The organism is Nocardia sp. NPDC060220 (assembly GCF_042727815.1).
Taxonomy (GTDB): Bacteria; Actinomycetota; Actinomycetes; order Mycobacteriales; family Mycobacteriaceae; genus Nocardia.
The window spans coordinates 1-18,506 of record NZ_JBHWZY010000021.1 but is presented as its reverse complement, the minus strand read 5'-3'; the positions used below and the strand labels follow the sequence as shown (position 1 = coordinate 18,506).

16 protein-coding genes are annotated in these 18,506 nt (G+C 67.0%); 5 read left to right on the top strand and 11 right to left on the bottom strand.

What is annotated here, in order from left to right; genetic code table 11:
• Positions 1-507 precede the first annotated feature (507 nt).
• On the top strand, positions 508-1,281 hold the full coding sequence (locus ACFWF3_RS02250; RefSeq protein ID WP_358185311.1) for a GntR family transcriptional regulator: 774 nt from the start codon (positions 508-510) through the stop codon (positions 1,279-1,281).
• Between the two features lie 10 nt (positions 1,282-1,291).
• Here ACFWF3_RS02250 and ACFWF3_RS02245 read toward each other — a convergent pair whose 3' ends face one another.
• The 5 genes from ACFWF3_RS02245 to ACFWF3_RS02225 all read right to left on the bottom strand — a co-directional run bounded on the left by ACFWF3_RS02245 (position 1,292) and on the right by ACFWF3_RS02225 (position 7,183).
• Complete coding sequence (locus ACFWF3_RS02245) at positions 1,292-2,728, bottom strand: threonine/serine exporter ThrE family protein (protein ID WP_379312122.1); 1,437 nt, start codon at positions 2,726-2,728, stop codon at positions 1,292-1,294.
• Positions 2,729-2,990: 262 nt separating this feature from the next.
• Positions 2,991-4,115 (bottom strand): NAD(P)H-dependent flavin oxidoreductase, encoded by a 1,125-nt coding sequence (locus ACFWF3_RS02240; protein ID WP_379312121.1) that lies wholly within the window; start codon positions 4,113-4,115, stop codon positions 2,991-2,993.
• A 44-nt stretch (positions 4,116-4,159) separates the two neighbouring features.
• On the bottom strand, positions 4,160-5,512 hold the full coding sequence (locus ACFWF3_RS02235) for a wax ester/triacylglycerol synthase family O-acyltransferase (protein WP_379312120.1): 1,353 nt from the start codon (positions 5,510-5,512) through the stop codon (positions 4,160-4,162).
• Between the two features lie 287 nt (positions 5,513-5,799).
• Positions 5,800-6,666, bottom strand: coding sequence for a hypothetical protein (locus tag ACFWF3_RS02230; RefSeq protein WP_379312119.1), 867 nt, complete (start codon positions 6,664-6,666; stop codon positions 5,800-5,802).
• 67 nt (positions 6,667-6,733) lie between these two features.
• Positions 6,734-7,183 carry a MarR family winged helix-turn-helix transcriptional regulator gene (locus tag ACFWF3_RS02225; protein ID WP_379312118.1) on the bottom strand — a complete coding sequence of 150 codons (450 nt, stop codon included), beginning with the start codon at positions 7,181-7,183 and terminating at the stop codon, positions 6,734-6,736.
• A 106-nt stretch (positions 7,184-7,289) separates the two neighbouring features.
• On the opposite strand from ACFWF3_RS02225, the gene ACFWF3_RS02220 reads away from it, so the two are divergent.
• Positions 7,290-8,468, top strand: coding sequence for an MFS transporter (locus ACFWF3_RS02220; RefSeq protein WP_379312117.1), 1,179 nt, complete (start codon positions 7,290-7,292; stop codon positions 8,466-8,468).
• 63 nt (positions 8,469-8,531) lie between these two features.
• Here ACFWF3_RS02220 and ACFWF3_RS02215 read toward each other — a convergent pair whose 3' ends face one another.
• Both ACFWF3_RS02215 and ACFWF3_RS02210 read right to left on the bottom strand, forming a co-directional pair.
• On the bottom strand, positions 8,532-10,241 hold the full coding sequence (locus ACFWF3_RS02215) for a cutinase family protein (RefSeq protein WP_379312116.1): 1,710 nt from the start codon (positions 10,239-10,241) through the stop codon (positions 8,532-8,534).
• 88 nt (positions 10,242-10,329) lie between these two features.
• On the bottom strand, positions 10,330-11,310 hold the full coding sequence (locus ACFWF3_RS02210; RefSeq protein ID WP_379312115.1) for a LysR family transcriptional regulator: 981 nt from the start codon (positions 11,308-11,310) through the stop codon (positions 10,330-10,332).
• 79 nt (positions 11,311-11,389) lie between these two features.
• Between ACFWF3_RS02210 and ACFWF3_RS02205 the strand changes: the two genes are divergently transcribed.
• Both ACFWF3_RS02205 and ACFWF3_RS02200 read left to right on the top strand, forming a co-directional pair.
• A complete protein-coding gene (locus tag ACFWF3_RS02205) occupies positions 11,390-12,304 on the top strand; it encodes an NAD(P)H-binding protein (protein WP_379312114.1) in 915 nt (304 codons plus the stop codon).
• A gap of 45 nt (positions 12,305-12,349) precedes the next feature.
• Positions 12,350-12,715: a darcynin family protein gene (locus ACFWF3_RS02200; RefSeq protein ID WP_379312113.1), complete on the top strand. Its 366-nt coding sequence runs from the start codon at positions 12,350-12,352 to the stop codon at positions 12,713-12,715.
• Positions 12,716-12,798: 83 nt separating this feature from the next.
• On the opposite strand, the gene ACFWF3_RS02195 is transcribed toward ACFWF3_RS02200, so the two are convergent.
• Both ACFWF3_RS02195 and ACFWF3_RS02190 read right to left on the bottom strand, forming a co-directional pair.
• Positions 12,799-13,938 carry a cation:proton antiporter gene (locus ACFWF3_RS02195; protein ID WP_379312112.1) on the bottom strand — a complete coding sequence of 380 codons (1,140 nt, stop codon included), beginning with the start codon at positions 13,936-13,938 and terminating at the stop codon, positions 12,799-12,801.
• Positions 13,935-14,312: a hypothetical protein gene (locus ACFWF3_RS02190; protein ID WP_379312123.1), complete on the bottom strand. Its 378-nt coding sequence runs from the start codon at positions 14,310-14,312 to the stop codon at positions 13,935-13,937. The genes ACFWF3_RS02195 and ACFWF3_RS02190 overlap by 4 nt, the downstream gene beginning before the upstream one ends.
• 59 nt (positions 14,313-14,371) lie before the next feature.
• Between ACFWF3_RS02190 and ACFWF3_RS02185 the strand changes: the two genes are divergently transcribed.
• Positions 14,372-14,800 (top strand): SgcJ/EcaC family oxidoreductase, encoded by a 429-nt coding sequence (locus tag ACFWF3_RS02185; RefSeq protein ID WP_379312111.1) that lies wholly within the window; start codon positions 14,372-14,374, stop codon positions 14,798-14,800.
• Positions 14,801-14,823: 23 nt separating this feature from the next.
• Here ACFWF3_RS02185 and dnaB read toward each other — a convergent pair whose 3' ends face one another.
• A complete protein-coding gene (gene dnaB / locus ACFWF3_RS02180; RefSeq protein WP_379312110.1) occupies positions 14,824-17,418 on the bottom strand; it encodes a replicative DNA helicase in 2,595 nt (864 codons plus the stop codon).
• Between the two features lie 582 nt (positions 17,419-18,000).
• The gene (gene rplI, locus ACFWF3_RS02175; RefSeq protein WP_378634861.1) at positions 18,001-18,453 is read right to left on the bottom strand and encodes a 50S ribosomal protein L9; all 453 of its coding nucleotides are present in this window, start codon (positions 18,451-18,453) and stop codon (positions 18,001-18,003) included.
• Between the last annotated feature and the right edge of the window lie 53 nt (positions 18,454-18,506).

The following is an 18,506-nucleotide window of genomic DNA, read 5'->3' as shown; positions in this document are numbered from 1 at the left end:
GATCGGTGGTCTCGCGGCGTTCGGCGTCCCGGCCGAGATCGCGGTCCCAGCCGTCCTGCTCTACCGCGTGCTGACCTGCTGGATCCCGGTGGGTCTCGGCTGGCCGGTCATGCGCTGGCTGGACAAAAAAGACATGATCTGAGTTTTTTGAGCGCTGGCGCGCTCGAGTCACGGCCTTTCGAGCCCGATTCTTCCCTCCCTACGGACATGCGGCACCGCGCTCGCGGCGAGCCGAATCGTTCTCCCAGATCCTCCCAAGATGTTTAGCTGCCCCGTTGCCTGCGTATTCAATCACGGTGTCGCACAGCGCTGTCTGATCCAGCCGAACGGCGCGCCAGAAGGAAAGCTCGCTGATCGGAGCTGTGGCGTGCCTCGGTTGCGGTGCGATCGCCAGAAAGTTTTATTCGGGGCCCGGAGGGCCGCGATCCGAGCGCGCCAGCGCTCCGAGGACAGAGCGCCTAAACTGTCTGGGACGTAGCCGGATCATGACCGAGAGGTGTTGTTTCGATGGGATCCCGGACGGTGGTCGCCGACGTCGCCGATGAGTTGGCGCGCCGCGTAGCCACCGGTGAGTACCGGCCCGGCGAGCTGATGCCGTCGGTTCGCCAGGTCGCCGACGAGTTCGGGATGAACCGCGCTACCGCCCAGCTCATCCTCGGACGCCTCGAGTCCTACGGATTCGTCGAGGCCAGGCGAGGTAAGGGCTTCACCATCCGCGATGTCCGCGTCGAGGGCGGTATGGACGTCTACCGGCACCTGTTCCGGTTCTCGATCACCGCGCCCGCGGTCGCCGCCGAGATGTTCACCGACATCGTCGAGGTCGAACGCGGCATCGTGGGTGAGGCGCTGCTCGCCTATACGGCGGGGGAGAAGGTGCTCGATCCGGCCGAGCTCGCCGCCGCCGTCGACGAGCTGGAGGCGATGGCACGTCAGGCCGTGCCCGACCACGCGCGCATCATCGCCGCCGAGATCGCGCTGGTGCGCAAGCTACTCGGCGTGCTCGAGATGAGTATGCAACGCGCGGTACTGAATTCGATCGCCGATATGGTCGTCGAGGTGCCGGAGGCAGTCGCCGCCTATTTCGCCGTCGCGCCCGATCTGCACGTGCTCGTCTGGCGCGCGCTGCTCGCGGTGTGGGATGCCGAATCCGCGCCGAGCGAGGCGCAACTCGCGCTGTTCGGTGACCTGTTCGCGCTGTACCACGAGAAGGTGATCGCCCGCTTCGGGCAACTCGTCGGCGAGACTCCGGTCCACACCGTGCCGCTGAGCTCGGCCGTCTGAACCGCCCCGGCTAGCTGTCTGAGTCGGATTTCTTCGTCGTCTCCGCGGTGTGCACCCACGGCAGATGGTGTGGCACCACCGTGTCGATGATGGTGCTCACGCGCGGTGTGTGCGCGGTGGCCAGACCGGAGCCGACCATCACGCCCAACGCGATCGACATCACCGACAGCAGCGCCGAGACCAGCACCTCCAGCCCGCCGGTCGACACCCCCGACAGCGAATGCGTGACGAGGTCGGAGATCCCGGTGAGGCTGATCCCGCCAGGCACCAGCATCCAGAACGCGGGCAGGAACGCCACCTGGGTCGGTGGCGCGTGCTTGCGGCCCTGGATCAGATACGCGGCGTTCACGGCGACCAGGCCGCCGAGGAACGTGCCGGTCAGCGGACCGGACACATGCTTGCCGAGGACCTGCGCCGCGTAGGTGATGTAGAGGACGAGCAGCAGCCAGCCCACCGTGTTCTGCGGTGCGCTCGACCGCCACGAATGCCCGTACCCGATCAGCAGCACCCCGACTATCGGTGCCCACCACCCCAATTGGGCACTGCTCACCGGCGGATCCGACAGCGGCCCGAGCACACTGATCCCCACGTAGGAACCCAGCGCGAGCAGGAACAGCATGTTGATGCCGTAGACGACCCGGCTGGCACCGGCCACCATCGACCCGGTCGCCAACTCGATCGTGCCGTTGGTGAGCATCGCACCGGGCAGCAGCGTCGCGACCGCCGGAATCAGCAGTTGCTGCGGCTGCCCACCGGCGAGCGCGCCGGGAAAGCCGTACGCGAGCACCGCGACCACCGCCGACGCGACCACCGGCAACGCCATCGACAGCAGCCGCACCCGATCGGCGAGCTGAGTCAGCACACCGACGACCAGCCCGAGCACCACATAGCCGACCAGCGCCCGTGCGCCCGGGTTGAGCATCATGCCGATGCCGACGGTCAGCACGACCTGCCCGAGCAGGATCAGCCACGGTGGGCTGCCGGGTTTCTGGGTCAGGATCTTGTCGAGATCCCTCGATGCCCGGCTCGGCGGCGGCGCGTCCTGCTCGATCTGGTCGATCAGCCGGTAGAGGCCGTCGATCTGGTCGAGCGGCAGGGTGCCGACGCGGGCGTCGAGCATGTCGATGGCGGAGCTTTCGTCGGTGCGCACCCGGACGAAGACCGCGGTGGGCAGCACCATGAAGTGGATATTGTCGGTGCCGTAGCGCCGCGACAGCTTGTCGAGGATGACCTGCACCCGTGCGGAGGTCTCGCCGGCGCCGACCAGCGCCACGCCGATGCGACACAGCAGATTCAGCAGATCGGCGGGTACGGGCGGGTCGACGGGTTCGTGCTCGGTGGGTCGCGGCGCGGCCTTCGCGTATTGCTCGCGGACCTTGGCGATGGCGTGCGTAACCCGGGTTCTGGCCACGTTCCAGGTCTTGCTCGCGTATTCCTCCGAACCCATGTCACCGCCGTCCGCAACCGCTGGGCAATGCTGCGGGACGGTGTCCGAACACCGCCCCGCAGGGTAGATACGCCGAGTGTAGTGCCTCTTCCGCGCAATGAATGGACCCAGCAAACGGATGGAATCGGACCGCATCCCGAGATCTCGCGACTACATGGGTAACTCACCGGGAACGGGCTCACCGGCGAGGCTGGGAGCTCGCCGCGTCGCCGACTACCCCGGCACTCGAGTCTGGCTGGAAGTTCCCGGAGAGGCGGACCAGCTAGGAGTCCCCGGCGAGGCGGACCAGCCGGTCGTAGGCGGTGACGTATTCCTCGACGAGGCGGTTGACCACGTCGGCGCTGCGTTCGACCTTGTTCATCATGCCGACCACCTGGCCGACCGGGTTGAAGTTCACGTCCTTGGCGGCCTCGGGGTAGCGGTGGCCGCGCTTGACGCCGTCGAGGGCCACCATCATCTGCAGCGGCATCGGCAGCGGGTCGGGGGTCTCGGTGGACTCCCAGGCGTCGGTCCAGTCGTTGCGCAGCATGCGGCACGGCTTGCCGGTCCAGGAACGCGAGCGGATGGTGTCGTGGCTGGTCGCCTCGAGGTAGGTGTCCATCTGGGCGGGCGGCACGTTGGCCTCCTCGACGGTGAGCCACAGCGACCCGGTCCACGCGCCCGCCGCGCCCATCGCCAGCGCCGCCGCGACCTGCGCGCCGTTGCCGATGCCACCGGCGGCCAGTACCGGTACATCGCCGATCGCGTCGATCACCTGCGGCCACAGCACCAGCGAGGACACCTCGCCGCAGTGCCCGCCGCCCTCGGTGCCCTGGCACACCACGAAGTCGAGGCCGGCCGCCTTGTGGTTCATCGCGTGCTTGACCGAACCGCACAGCGCGCCGATCACCCGGCCGGAGTCCTGGATGCGCTTGACCACGTCGTCGGGCGGGGTGCCCAGCGCGTTGGCGACGAGCTTGGCCTTGGGGTGGTTCAGGATGACGTCGACCTGCGGTCCCGCGGTGGTCGCGGTCCAGCCGAGCAGCTCGTTGTGGTGCTCACCGTCGGGCAGCGCGGGCACGTTGTGATCGGTGAGGATCTGCTGGGCGAAGTCGCGATGGCCCTGCGGAACCATCTGCGCCAGCTGCTTTTCCAGCTGTTCGGGGGTGAGCCCGTCGACGCCCTTGCCCTCGTATTTCGACGGGATCACCAGGTCGACGCCGTAGATCCCGGTGACGTGTTCGTCGAGCCAGGCCAGCTCCACCTCGAGCTGTTCGGCGGTGAAGCCGACCGCGCCGAGCACCCCCAATCCGCCCGCGTTGCTCACCGCCGCCACGACGTCGCGGCAGTGGGTGAAGGCGAAGATGGGGAACTCGATGCCGAGCTGTTCGCAGAATTCGGTACGCATACCGAACTGTAACACGTTCTAGTTTAGTCGAGAACGGTTAATTTCTACAGCGCGGCATCCTCCAGCGCGGCCAGCGAATCCTCGAGGTGATCGAGCAGTCGATGCAGGTCGGGCAGCGTGCGACGGCAGCCGACCAGACCGAAATCGAGGTTGTCACCGCTGGAGGTGAGCGTGATGTTCACGGCCTGCCCGTCGAGCGGGATCGACAGCGGATAGGTGGCGTCCAGACGCGAACCGTTCCAGTACAGCGACTCGCGCGCTCCGGGCACATTCGAGATGACGATATTGAACGGCGGCGTCGCCACCGAGGCGAACCCGGGCAGCAGCATCGCCGCCATCGGACTCAACATCACCCCGGCCATCGCCAGCGTCTGCGCCGGGGTGAGCGAGTGGTACACCTCCTTGTTGCGACGCGTCGACTCGCTCACCACCCGCAGGCGTTCCAGCGGGTCCGCGATATCGGTGCCCAGATTGCACAGCAGCGCCGCGACTTTCACGCCCTGGCTGTCGACGTCGTCTTCCTCGCGCAACGACATCGGCACCATCGCGATCATCGGCTTGTCCGGCAAGGCGTCGCGCTCGAGCAGGTAGGCCCGCAGCGCACCCGCCGACATCGCCAGCACCACATCGTTCACGGTGGCCCCGGTCGCCTTCTTCACCTGCTTGACCCGATCCATCGACCAACTGCGCACCGCGCATTTGCGGGCACCGCCGATCGGCACGTTGAACAGCGTGCGCGGCGCCTCGAACGGCAAGGTGAGCTGCTGCTGCACCAGACCGGTGCGGGTGGCCTTCATCAACGCGGTGGTCGACGAACGCGCCGATGTGACGGTATCGATCAGGCTGCCGAGCCGGGATTTGCCGGGGCGCGGCGGGCCGAGCTTGCGCGGCAGGTTCCACGGCCGCCTGAGCTCGGTCGCGAACGGGTCGGTGGTCAGCGTGCGCCGCATGAGGCGCTGGGCCGACACGCCGTCCACCAGTGCGTGATGCATCTTCGAGTAGAGCGCGAAGCGCCCGTCGGCCAAGCCCTCCACGAAGTGCAGCTCCCACATCGGGCGGTGCCGGTCGAGCAGGGCGCTGTGCAAGGTCGACGCGTGGTCGAGCAGCTGGTCGATATGGCCCGGCCCGGGCAGGGCGCTGCGCTGGACGTGATAGTCCAGGTCGACGTCGTCGTCCTGGGTCCACGCCATCTGCGGTGCGCCCAGCCAGGTGGCGGGCCGCTTGCCGAACGTAGGCCGAACGGTCTTGTCGGCCAGCAAGGCCGCGCGGAACTCGCGCAGATAGTCGGGCCCGGCGTCCTCGGGCGGTTCGAATAATTGCAGTGAGCCGACGTGCATCGGGTGCTCACGAGATTCCGCGAGCAAAAACAGCGCATCCAACGGCGCGATGAGATCCATGAAAGATCGCCCCCTGACGAGAGTGGATCGGTGCAAAGTCTTCAGACGATCGACCACGCTGTCGGGTTCGGCACCCCTGCGTGCCGTATATCCAAGTTACCCGTCCGTCCGGGGTCACGTCAGCTGAACGCCCGGACCATCACGAACTCCATGGTGTTCACCGGATGTTCAGCTCGCGGAAGAGTACTGGATGCTCGAGCTGAGCGAACACGGCGCCCCGTGGATGAGTAGAGCTCGACGAAAGCAGGCCGCGACACTACATGTCGCGGCCCGATTTCCTGTTCGGGTCAGACTTTGACGGTCTGCGCTTCGCGCGGGTCGACGGCGTCGCGCGGATCGTCTTCCTGCGGTGTCTCATTCGTGAGCTGCGCCTCGATGAGCTGCGGTGCCTCGGTGGGCTGTTGCGGCTCGGTCGACTGCTCGGGCTCGGCCGTCGGCTCGGACTCGGTGGGTTTTTCGGCGGTGACTTCCTCGAATGCGATTTCTTCCGAACGGGTTTCGGCGACCACCGGCTGCGGCGCCGGAACCGGGTCCGCCCCGCCACCTTTCGAGGCGATCTCGATACCGAGCTCGATGCGCGTCGTCTCGACCAGCGCACGCTCCTGTTCGGCGGCATGGCGCATCGCCTTCTGCCACAGCGACGCCATCTGCTCCAGCTCCTCGACGGTCGCCTCCACGTCGATGTGCAGTTTCAGCCGCTGCATCGTGATGTGCTGGGCGGCGGTGAGGGTGCGCAGCAGGTCTTCGCACTTGTTGGGAATCCGGCGATGCGCCACCACTCGAAGGCGAGTCAGCGTGCCGCCCGGGCGATCCCAGATCACCTTATGGATCTGCGCGCTGACGCTGTCGATCTCGTCGGTGGTGACCAGATCCCATTCACCGCAGGTGGTCAGGTCGGCGCGCACCGAGGCCGACATCTCCAGGATCGAGGCGACTGCGGCGAGCACCGCCTCGCGGCGCCACGCCTCGTGATCGCGCTGGTCACCCACCATGTTCGACAGTTCGACATTGCGCTGCGCGGCGTCGAGTGCCTGCCTGCCGCGCTCGTCGGCGGCCGCGATTCCTTCCCGGTGGGTTCGGTTGTTGGCGATGACGCCGACCAGAACTGCGCCGGCGACGGGGAGCGAGCCGAGGAGTGGGAGCCACTGAGTCACCCAGCGATCATTGCACCGGTGCTCGCAACAGTCACCATGATCGGCGCGTTGGTATCGATGTCGCGTGTCAGCTCGGCGCCGGAACCCGGTGCAGAAAACCAACCAGGGGGGCGAGTTCCGGGATCTGCTCCGCGTCGGCGAGTGCCTTCTCGAGTGCTCGATCGTGGGTCGGTTTCGCCTTTTCGTAGGCGGCCCTGCCGGTTTCGGTGAGCTCGGTGTAGATGCCGCGGCGGTCGTCGGCGCACAGTACGCGCACCAGGAAGCCGCGGTCTTCCAGCCGGTTGACCAGCCGGGTGGTCGCGCTCGCCGACAGTGCGGCCGCGCGGGCCAGCTGGGAGATCCGCATGTGCCAGCCGTCCTGCCGGGCCAGTGCGTCGAGCACGGTGAACTCGACGATCGACAGCTCGTGTTCGCGCACCAGCTCGCGTTCGAGCGTGGTCTCGATGTGCCCGTGCAGCGCGGCCAGGGTGCGCCAGCCGGTCGCCCGTACCTCGATGGCGTCATCAGCAATACCCATGCGCCGAGTATAGCTGGCGGTTGCAATATAGCGCGTGTGCAACTATCGTCGGTCAGCATTAGTTGCCTACGCGGGTAATCGGCCCCTGATGGAAAGAAGCGTTCACATGCCACTCGGTCTCATCGCTCTCGCGCTCGGGGGCTTCGGCATCGGACTCACCGAATTCGTCATCGCGGGGCTGCTCTCTCCGGTGGCGGCCGACCTCGGCGTCTCGGTGCCCACCGCGGGCTACCTCATCTCCGGGTACGCGCTGGCCGTCGTCATCGGCGCGCTCGCGCTGACCCCACTGGTCAACCGGTGGCAGCCCAAGCGGGCATTGCAGCTGCTCATGGTCCTGTTCACCGTCGGCAACGCGGCCTCGGCGCTGGCTCCCGGCTACGCCGCGCTGCTCGGCGGGAGGGTGCTCGCGGCCCTCGCCCACGGTGCGTTCTTCGGCATCGGGGCCGTGCTGGCCTCCTCGCTCGTCGCGCCCGAGAAGAAGGCCGGAGCCATCTCGATCATGTTCGGCGGGCTCACCGTCGCCAATGTTCTCGGCGTTCCGCTGGGGACGTTCATCGGCCAGCAGTGGGGCTGGCGGGCCACGTTCGTGGTGATCACCGTGGTCGGGCTGGTCGCGCTGGCCGGCATCACCGCGCTCGTCCCCGACGCGCCCGCCACCCGCGAACGCCCGAACCTGCGGGCCGAGTTGTCGGTCTTCCGCAACACCCAGGTCTGGTACTCGCTGGTCATGACCGTGCTCGTGTTCGGCGGGATGTTCGGTGCCTTCATGTACATCGAACCGCTGCTCACCCGCGTCACCGGCTTCTCCGAAGCGATGGTGCCCTGGCTGCTGGTGCTGTTCGGGGTCGGCCTGTTCTTCGGCAATCTGCTCGGCGGCCGCTGGGCCGACCGCGCACTCACCCGCACCCTGCTCGCGCTCACGCTGGCCCTCGCGCTCTCGCTGGCGGCATTCGCACTGCTCGCCGACTACCGGATCGCGGCACTGCTGTTGCTCCCCGCCATGGGATTCTTCGGCTTCGGCGCCACCCCCGGTCTCCAGATGCGGGTGCTCGACAATGCCGGTGCCGCACCGACTCTCGCCTCGTCGGCCAATATCGCGGCCTTCAACGTGGGCAACTTCCTCGGCGTGTGGCTGTCCGGGCTGGCGATCAGCGCCGGGTTCGGCTGGGTGTCGCCGCTGTGGGTCGGGATGGGATTCGCGGTCACCGGGCTGCTGGTGTTGGTCGCCGCGACTCGCGGTGAACGCGCCGTTCGGCCTTCGGTCCCCGAACCCGTCTCGGTCTAGACAGACGAAAATCCCCGGTGCGCAGCGGATAACGCTGCCCACCGGGGATTTCGTGGTTCGTGACTAGTTGGCCGACGGGGTGGTTGTCGGGGCAACGGTGGTGGTCGGCTCGACCGTCGTGGTGGGAGCCACCGTCGTGGTCGGTGCGACCGTCGTGGTGGGGGCCACGGTGGTCGTCGGGGCCGGAGCGGCCGCCTGGTTGGTCGCCGGTTCCGGTGTGGTCGTCGACGGTGTGGTCGTCGACGGGGCCACCGTCGTGGACGGTGCCGTGGTGCTGGTGCCCGTCTTGGACGTGGTGGTCGGCTTGGGGCTCGTCGTCGACTTCGCGGAGGTCTTGGACGTGCTGGTCGGCGCGGTGGTGGTCGTCGCGGGCTTCGTCGGAGCCGCCAGTGCGGCGGTCACCGAGGCATCGTCCGGCGCGGCCTTCGTGTCGATGGTCTCGCCCGCCTGCGCCTGCTTGGCCAGGTGCGTCAGCCAGGCTGCCGCGTACTCCGCCGAGGTCAGCGGCTTGCCGTTCGCGGCGTCGGAGTCACGCCAGTAGTCGAAGTGGTGACCGGTGCCGTTCGGGCCGAGAGTCAGCTGGTACGGATCGTTCATCACCACCGGGATCGTGTTCTGGTTCGTCACGATCAGCCCCACGATCTCGTTGAAGATCTTCTGCGGCAGGTACGCCAGCGGCGAGAGCTGCTCACCGGCGATCACGTCGGCCTTCGCGGGCGTGGTGGTCTGTCCCGGCTTGTAATCCGGGTCCGACACCTTCAGCAGCACGTCGAGGAAGGTTTCGTCGCTGGCCATCCAGTTCGGGTTCGAGCCGATGTCGGAGAACGCGGCCATCGCGATCCGGCCCAGCGTGAACGCCATGTCCTGGCCCATCGCCGGGGTGATCGCCGTGATGCCGTTGCGCTCCAGGTCGGCGCGCTGCAGTTCGTCGATATTGATCTGACGACCCACATTGGCGGCCAGCTGCAGCAGGGAGATGTTGTCCGGTGCCGCGCAGGTGAGGTCGCCCTCGGAGCCGAAGGAGGCGATCTTGCCGTTGAGCGCACCGAAATCAGCGCCCGTGGTGACGCCCTGACCCGAGATCGGGGTCTTGCCGTCCTGGTACTTCTGGTCGAAGTTGTCGGGGCGCGCGAACGGGTCGTCCGCACCGAGGAAGGTGCCGTCGCCTGCCTTGCGGCCCGGATCGGCGAACATCACCACACCGAGCACGTCGTCCGGGTTCACGGTCGCGTACCCGTCGGCAGGGTCGTCGTTGCCGATGCCCTCGGCCACGCGACGCACCACATCGGCGCCCTCGCTGTAGCCCACGATCGAGAATTTGGTGTCCGGGCAGGCCGCCGAGATCTCGCGCATCACCTGCTGGGTGTTCTCCACACCCCGGTTGACCGCGTCCTCATAGCTCGCCAGATCGGCCGGGTAGGCGATGTACACCGCCGCGTAGTCGCCCTCGGCCACGTCGTCACGCGGGGCGTTCACCACCGGATCCACCCACACACTGCTGTGGTCGCCCGACAGCGCGGCGGGCAGCGGATTCCCGTTGGCATCGAGCAGCATCGCCGTCGTGCCCTCGACCGGGGTGTCGTTGCGTCCGGCCACCGAGATGGTCACCATCTCGCGGCACTCCGTCACCGACGTCGTCAGCTCGTAGCTGGGTGATTTCGGCTGCGACGTCACCGCGAAGGACGCGGCGACAATCGCCGCGACACCCAACGCCGCAGGCGCGGCAACAGCTGAAGCAATGCGATGTTTCGCGAGAAACTCACGCAGATTCATATGTGATCCCGTTCGAATGACCTACAGGTGGGCAGGCCCCCCGACGGGCCGCATGTCACGAACAATGTCGCGCCCACCAGCAAGATCGTTACTGACGCAAACGGGAAGCCCTGCCCCCATTTCCTGGGTCATGCGCGATCGCTCTCACCGAGAAGGTCCGGCGGATGGCGTCGCGGAGCCACTGGTGGGCACCGTCGGCGGTGTGACGGGGGTGCCAGGCCATGCCGATCGTGAGGGGCGGTAGGGCCAGGGGGATGTCGAGCAGACGCAGGCCGAGGGCGGTCGCGTCGTCGGTGAGGGGCGACGGTTCGGCGCCGGGGAGCGCGGCGGGGACCAGGCAGACGATGTCGGAGCGGGCGGCGAGGGTCATGGCGGCCAGGTGGCTGGGCAGGACGACGCTGACCCGCCGCCGGAGGTGCTGCTCGGCCAGCGCCGCGTCGAGCGGGCCGGTGAATCGGCCACGGCGGCTGACCGCGACGTGCTGGGCGGCAGCGAGCCGGGCCGGGGTCAAGGGTTCTTCGGTCAGGTGGTGGCCCGGTCGGACGGCCGCCACGATGCGCAGCGTCACCAATTCCTCGACCTGGGTTTCGGGATCGACGTGATCGATGGACCCGACCTCCAGATCGATCCGGCCGTCGCGCAGCGCGGATCCCGCCTCCCACTCTTCGGCCAGCAGCCGGAACGAGACCCCCGGCGCCTCCTGTGCGGCCAGCGCCAGCAGCCGGGGCGCCAGCGCCGCGCCGACCAGGTCGGCGGTTTGGAGGGTGAAGGTGCTGCTCAGACCGGCGGGATCGACGCCGGAACCGGGACTGAGCAGTGCTCCGAGACTCCGCACCACCGCGGCGGCTTCTTCGCGCAGGGCCTCGGCACGTGGGGTGGGGACCATGGTCTGTCCGGCCCGGACCAGGAGGGGATCTTGGAGGATGCGGCGCAACCGGGCGAGGGTGCGGCTCATCGCCGCGGGCGAGGTGTGCAGGCGGGCGGCGGCGCGGGTGACGCTGTTCTCGGCCAGCAAGGCGTCCAGCGCAAGGGCGAGATTGGCGTCGACGACCGGATCAGAGCTGTTCACCAGCATCATTCCATTTCAGTCAATAATTCCGTGCTGAAATTCCTATTGTGGCAATACGTGGTTCTCCGCAGGATGACGGGTGTCCCGATTCACCACTACCTGCGAGGCGAACATGATCGTCATCACCGCTCCCACGGGGAACATCGGCCGTCCCCTACTCGCCCAGCTCCTGGATTCGGAGGAGGAATTGCGGGTGATCGTGCGTGATCCCGCGCGCCTGCCCGACACCCCACGCGGACGCGTCGAGGTGATCACCGGCTCGCACGCGGACGCCCACGTCCTCGATCGAGCCTTCGACGGCGCGGACGCCGTGTTCTGGCTCGTCCCCCCTGATTCCTCCCGACCCCCGCACGACGGCTGGAGCGGTTTCACCAGCCCCGCCGCACGGGCGCTCGCAGCCCATGGTGTCGGCTGGGTCGTCGCGGTGTCGGCACTGGGCCGCGGCACCCCGCTCGCCGACCACGCCGGCTTGGTCACCGCGTCCCTGGCCATGGACGACCTCATCGCCGGGAGCGGCGTCGCCTACCGGGCATTGGCCAATCCGTCCTTCTTCGAGAACCTCCTGGAGGACATCGACTCGATCCGCGACAAGGGCGTGTTCGTCGATGTCGTCGACGCCGACCGCAAGGCCCCGATGGTCGCGGTCGCCGACATCGCGGCCGTCGCCGCCGAGCTGCTGCTCGACCGCTCATGGACCGGTGTCGACAGCGTCCCCGTCCTCGGCCCGCAGGACCTGTCACCCAACGACCTGGCCCGCATCATGACCGAACAGCTCGACCGCCCCGTCCGTTACGAACGTCAGTCCCTCGACGAACTACACACCACTCTCGTGGGCTACGGCCTCGACGCGGCGTTCGCCCAGGGAGTCGTCGACATGAAGCGAGCCAAGGACCAGGGCCTCGACGCCGGTGTCACCCGCACTCCGGAAACGGCGTCTCCCACCAGCTTCGAGCAGTGGTGCGCCACCACCCTGAAGCCCGCTGTCTTCTCCTGAACCCACCCTCCGACCCGTGCCACCAAGACCTTTGGAGACATTTTCATGCCCGCTGCGCACACCGAACCCCCGGTCACGGCATTCATGCTCGTCAAGACCACACCCGAATGGCTCGCCCTGACCGTCCCGGAACGTGTGGACGCCTTCACCACCCAGGTCCTGCCCGCTATCGAAGCCAAGACCACCGGTGTGCGGTCACGCTTCTACGACACCGAGTTCTACTCCGTCCGCGTCACCGATGTCTGGGTATGGGAAGCGGAAAGTCACCACGCCTACCAACTGCTCATCGATGCCCTGCGCGAAACCCCTTTCTGGGACCGCTATTTCGAGGTCGTCGACCTCCTCGTGGGCACCGAGAACGGCTACGCGCGCACCTACGGTCTCGATACCGTCGCCACTATCAGCACCTGAAACCGATTGTCCGACGCAGTGTTCGGGTGCGCAGTGCCGCCGATGCGGTGCTGTGCCACCCGTCCGGGGTGCTCTGGCGCGGCTCATGGACTGCTCGCCGGCGCTTTCGCCGCGAGTCGTCCGGCCGCCACCGTCGCCGCCGCGATGGTGCACAGCGCCGCCAGCATGATCGCCGAGCCCTCACCCGGCACGAGCACCCCCAGCTGACTGCCGACGGTCACCGCCGCGACCGGCACCCCGATCTGTGCCGCGGCGAGTGTGCCGTAGGCGACCGGCTGGCCGAGCAGTCGCGCCGCACAGTGCACGCCGACAGCCCCGAGGCCGAGTACCGAGCCGAGCAGGATGAACTGCGGGTGTTCCCCGAACTCGCGCAGATCGAGCCGGGCGCCGAGCCAGACGAAGAACAGCGGAGCGAGCAGCCCATCGCTGATCGCGAACACCTGCTTGGCCACCCGACGTGGTTCGCCGACACCGGCCACCGCCAACCCCGCCGCGAACCCGCCGAGCATGATCGACACGTGCATCGCGCTGGCCACCCCGCACAGCGCGAACACCAGAACCAGACTCACCCGCAGTTCCAGCGTGAATTTCCGGTCCTCGGACACCTCGTGCACCTGACGCTGCGCACCCGATGTCTGGAGATAGCGCAGTACGAAGAACATCACGGTCGCGCAGAGCGCCACGACCACCGCGCCGATCGCGGCTCTGCCTGCGTTCGCCGGATCGATCACCAGCGGCAGCGCGACGATGCAGGCGGTGTCGGCGATGGCCACCTGCGCGGTGAGCGCGAGCACCGGCGGCCCACTCAACCGCATCGAGTCGATGATGGGCAACGCCATCGCCGCGGACGACGACGCCATCAGCACCGCGTAGACCGCCGCGTGCCCGACGTCGAACGCCTGCGCCACCGCCCAGCCCGCCACCGCCGCGACCACGCCGACCAGCACGGCACGCACCACGCCGATACCGAGCGCGGTCCGGACCCGCGGATCACGCACCGGCACATGGGTACCCGCGGCGAACATCACCAGCGCGAAGCCCATGTCGGCGAGGAAGACGAAGATCGGATCGGTGGGGTCGAGGATGCGAAGACCGGTGGTGCCGAAGATGATTCCCGCGACGAGTTCGCCGAGCAGCACCGGCAGATACAGCTGTCTCGGCAGGGCGAGCAGTGGCCCGATCAACCCGAGCGCCACCACCAGCGCCAGGGTTGCGAACGTCATGGCATCGCGGCGATCTTGGCGGGGATCTCGACGTTCTCGTCGGCCCAGTACAGCGCGCACACACGGTGATAACCGTCGGCGATCAGCATCGGCACATTCGCGCGGCAGTCACCCCGCACCAGCAGGATCGGCGAGAGCTTCTTGCCCTCGTTCACCTTGAGCAGGTCTCTGCGCACATGCGGATTGTCCGGCGTGAGGGCTTCGAGCTGGGACGCCCGCAGAATGTCCTTCGCCTTCTTGACCACCACCGGCGCGGCCCTGAGCTCGGCCACGATCGCGTCGACCATCGCCTTGTCGCCCAGCAGATCGAGATAGTCGGCGGCAGCGGGATAGTCATGATCTTCCGGAGCGGACTTCCACTCCACCTGCAGAATCTGGTCAGCCATCGACCCATCATCCGCCGCACCCGACCGATTCCCCGGGAGGTCGCCGGATGTCGCCGATCGGTTTCGCGATCGGTATCGGCGTCAGCGAACTCGGGCGGGAAGGCCGGATCATCACCGACACGCAGACCGCCTACAACACCAACGACGCGGAACTCATGACCGCACAGTTCACCGCGAACGCGGTGGTCGGCAATGCCGTCGGCATGCTGATCAGTGGACACGACGCGCTGCTCGACGCGAACCGGCGTGGGCTGGCCGGATTCCTGAAGGACGAATACGTTCGATACGACGTCGTCGACGTGACCTTTCTGCGCCCGGATGTGGCCATCGCCCACAAGACCGCACGCGCCACCACCGCCGACGGCACCCTGATCGACACCGAACCGGCAATGGTCGCGCTGTACGTACTGGTCGAGCAGAACGGGCAGTGGTGGACCGCCGCCCGGCAGAACACCCTGGTCCCGTCAGCGGGGTGATCCCACCGTGGCGCGGCGGCTGGTCAGCCGCGGGCCATATCGACGAAACGGCTGAGGTGCAGCTGGTGGGCGACGGTGATCGTGGCGGTCGGACCATTACGGTGTTTGCCGACGATGAGGTCGGCCTCGCCGCCTCGGGGGTCGTCGCGTTCGATGGCATCCGGCCGGTGGAGCAGGATGACCATGTCCGCATCCTGCTCGAGCGATCCAGATTCACGCAGATCGGACACCATTGGCCGCTTGTCGGTTCGCTGTTCCGGACCACGGTTCAGCTGCGAGATCGCGATCACCGGAACCTCGAGTTCCTTGGCGAGCAGCTTGAGATGTCGCGAGAATTCCGAGACTTCCTGCTGACGTGATTCGACCTTCTTGCCCGAGCTCATCAGCTGCAGGTAGTCCACCACAACGAGTTTCAGGTCATGACGCTGCTTGAGCCGCCGCGCCTTCGCCCGAATCTCCATCATGGTCAAGTTCGGCGAATCATCGACGAACAGCGGCGCCTCACTGATCTCACTCATCCGCCGAGCCAACTTGGTCCAGTCGTCATCGCTCATCCGCCCGGACCGCATATCACCGAGCTTGATCTTCGCCTCGGCGGAAAGCAGACGCATCACGATCTCGGTCCGGCTCATTTCGAGCGAGAAAATGACGCTGGCCATGCCGTGCTTGATCGAGCAACTCCGCATGAAATCCATACCGAGCGTGGAATTGTGCGTCGGCACCATCGAGCGACCGGCCAGGTAGAGATGATCGGCATTGTCGACTTCGACGCAGCGCACGGGCACTGACTCGACGCGCCGCACATCGACAATGTAGCGGGAGTTCGATCGAGCCGTGCTCACCGCGGCGCGACGTTCCTTGTGCAGCAGCGCCTTCCGGTACAGACCGAACACCTCGTCATCCGTGGCGAACGTCAGTGTGTAGCACGTCGACGACTGCTCCGAACGGCCGCGCACCCGCTTTGTCGACACACCACAGCGATAGCCGAGGCTGACGACCAGTTCCTGAACATCGCGGAACAGTCGTTCGCTGGTGACCGCGAACTGGGCAGACCCGCCGTGGGTGACGGTCCCGTCGGTGTCGAGCAGACCTGCCAGGAGTGCCCGACGCTGAGATTCGGACGAGCGCAGGTAGGCAGTAGGAATGTGCTTGTCACCGGGTACCCCGAGCGTGCGGAGCCGGGCCTGCACGCTGCCGACCGAATTCCGGCACGACTGGCACAGACGCAAACCGATCGATGGGCCGCCGCACTGCGAGCAGGTCGGCGCGGGAACGGGTTCGGAGACGAATCGTGCCTTACCGCCGCAGGAACGGCCGCAGGTACGGACCTCACTGGTGAACGGAGTGAATTCGGTGCCGCACACCACGCAGGGGCGGGCCGCGACGGGTTCATCAGCGGGGAGCGTGAGCTGGAATCGCCATTGCGCCGATCGTGAAGGAACCGCCACGATGCCTTCGGCCTCGATACGCGCGATGATTTCCGGGTCGACACTGGTGATCTGAGCTGCCGCGGAGGTGCCGTCGCCCAACCAGGCGCCCAGTGTGTAGGGCGGGACGAGAAGCTCGCGCTCAGGTAGTTGCAGTGGCTCCGCGTTGGTGACGGAGTGGTTGATCCTCTTGTCCGCGGTATCGCAACGCACGGTGTCGGCAATCTGTGCCGTGGTGCGGACTTCGGCGAACACCTGCGCTGAACGGCGTGACGCGCGCGTCTCGGTCAACCACTGGTGTTGCTCGTCTGCGACGAGCACTGTCCCATCGGAGAACTCGACCTCGTAGCACGGCCGGTCGACCATGACCTCGGTCGCTGCGACGACGCGCGTCGGACGGCCCTGTGCATCGAGTAGATCCTCACCGACACGAACCTCACCCATGGTGGTCCAACCACCAGGCGTCGGCAGCGGAGTGTCCAGCGCCAGCGCCTTACCCACACCGGGTCGGGCCGCCACGATGATCATCTGCCCGGGATGCAGCCCGTTGGTGAGTTCGTCGAGTTCGGTGAAGCCGGTGGGGACGCCGAGGGAGATGCCGCCACGGGAGGCGATGGAGTCGATTTCGTCCATGGTGGGCTGGAGGAGTTCTTCCAGCGGGGTGAAGTCCTCGGTGGTGCGGCGTTCGGTGACTTCGTAGATTTCGGCCTGGGCGCGGTCGACCACCTCGGCGACGTCCTGGCCGTCGGCGCCGGCGTAGCCGAATTGGACGATGCGGGTGCCCGCTTCGACGAGGCGGCGCAGGATGGCCTTTTCGGCGACGATCTCGGCGTAGAAGCCGGCGTTGGCCGCGGTGGGGACGGTCTGGGTGAGGGTGACCAGGTAGGGCGGGCCACCGATGCGCTTGAGTTCGCCGCGGCGGTCGAGGCCTGCCGAGACGGTGACGGGGTCGGCGGGTTCGCCGCGGCCGTAGAGGTCGAGGATGGTGTCGTAGATCGCCTGGTGCGCGGGGCGGTAGAAGTCGCCGGGGCGCAGCACCTCCACCACATCGGCGATGGCGTCCTTGCTCAGCAGCATGCCGCCGAGGACGGACTGCTCAGCGGCCATATCGTGCGGAGGCTGACGACCGAAGTCCTCGCCGGGGGGTTCAGGCGTGAACTCGGTTTGCGCGCGGTCACCGGTGGTTGTCACCAGGGGAGTCCTCTCTGCCCGCAGAACCGGGGTTTCACATCGATGTTCTCGTTGTACTCCCGGACACCGACACGGATGTCAGCAATCGGTTGCCTGCGTGATTCCCGGGGCCGCGCGCAGGGCAATGCGACGAACCTAGGCGACGTTTTCGGACTCGCCAACCCGACATGTGCACACAACTGTGGATAACTTGGGGGTAGTTCACCCGTTGTTGTGCAGCGCCTGTGGAAAACATGGGGAAAACCCAGGTCAGTACGGTAAAACGCCCTGCTAGACCCCGGTTTGCCCAACTTCGTCCCTGTGGATGAAAGAAGTTCCGGCGTGTCGGTCGAGGTGAACAGCCGGGCGTGTTGGGTTAACAGCGATGGTGCAGGCTATGACTGGAGTCACAAATCTGCCGGTCGGTTTCCGCAGTCATCCACAGGGTGAATAACCGGAGGTCGAGCGATACCCGACCGTGAGCCGCGCAACACCACCCATACCGGTCGCGTTATCGGCTACCTACCAGTTATCGCAAAATCGCCCTGAAAAAGGCAAGCAGAAACCACCCCTGCGCACGCACAGGGGTGGTTTCCGGCGAACTCAGTTCGCAGCAACCTCGAGGTTGAACTTCGCGGCCACATCGGGGTGCAGGTGCACCACGATGCCGTGCTTGCCGGTCGCCTTGATGTGCGACTTCGGCAGCTCGATGCTGCGCTTGTCGACCACGGGGCCACCGGCCGCCTTGATGGCCGAAGCCACGTCGGTGGTGGTGACCGAACCGAACAGCTTGCCGCTGTCGGCGGTCTTCACGGTCAGCGAAACCGCGGCGAGGCCCTCGATGGCCTGCTTCAGCTCGTTGGCGTGATCCAGGTCGCGCACCTTGCGGGCGTCCTGGGCGCGACGGATACCGTCGACCTGCTTCTGGGCGCCACGGGTGGCCTGAATGGCCAGACCGCGGGGCAGCAGGAAGTTACGGCCGTAGCCGTCCTTGACCTCGACAAGGTCGCCGGGGGCGCCGAGGTTGTCGACATCAGCGGTGAGGATGAGCTTCATCTGTGTGACTCCCTTTCTCAGCGAGCGGTCGACACGTAAGGAAGCAGAGCCAC